Here is a 289-nt window from a genome sequence, read left to right as displayed (position 1 = left end):
TTGGGAATCGGGCTGGCGCAGGCCGGAAAGAAAGTCCTGCTGATCGACGGAGACCCGCAAGGCAGCCTGACGATCAGCTTAGGCAATCCCCAGCCGGACAAGTTGCCCTTTACGCTGTCGGACGCTATGGGGCATATCCTGATGGATGAGCCGATTCATTCCGGCGAGGGTATCCTGCACCACCTGGAGGGAGTAGACTTGATGCCCGCCGACATTCAACTTTCCGGTATGTGAATATAATTTAGAATGAAAAGTAGCAGGACAATGGGAGATGAGACCCAATGCCCTG

General features: G+C 54.7%; 1 pseudogene. It reads left to right on the top strand.

Features of this window, described 5'->3' with window-relative positions:
• Positions 1-231 (top strand): annotated as a pseudogene (locus GPK83_RS12295) (AAA family ATPase); the annotation flags it as partial.
• Between the last annotated feature and the right edge of the window lie 58 nt (positions 232-289).

The sequence above is a fragment of the Clostridium sp. MCC328 genome, from assembly GCF_018785465.1.
GTDB classification, from domain to species: Bacteria; Bacillota; Clostridia; order Lachnospirales; family Lachnospiraceae; genus Pilosibacter; species Pilosibacter fragilis.
Note: the sequence above shows the minus strand (reverse complement) of the source record. Positions and strands in the feature narration are given on the sequence as shown.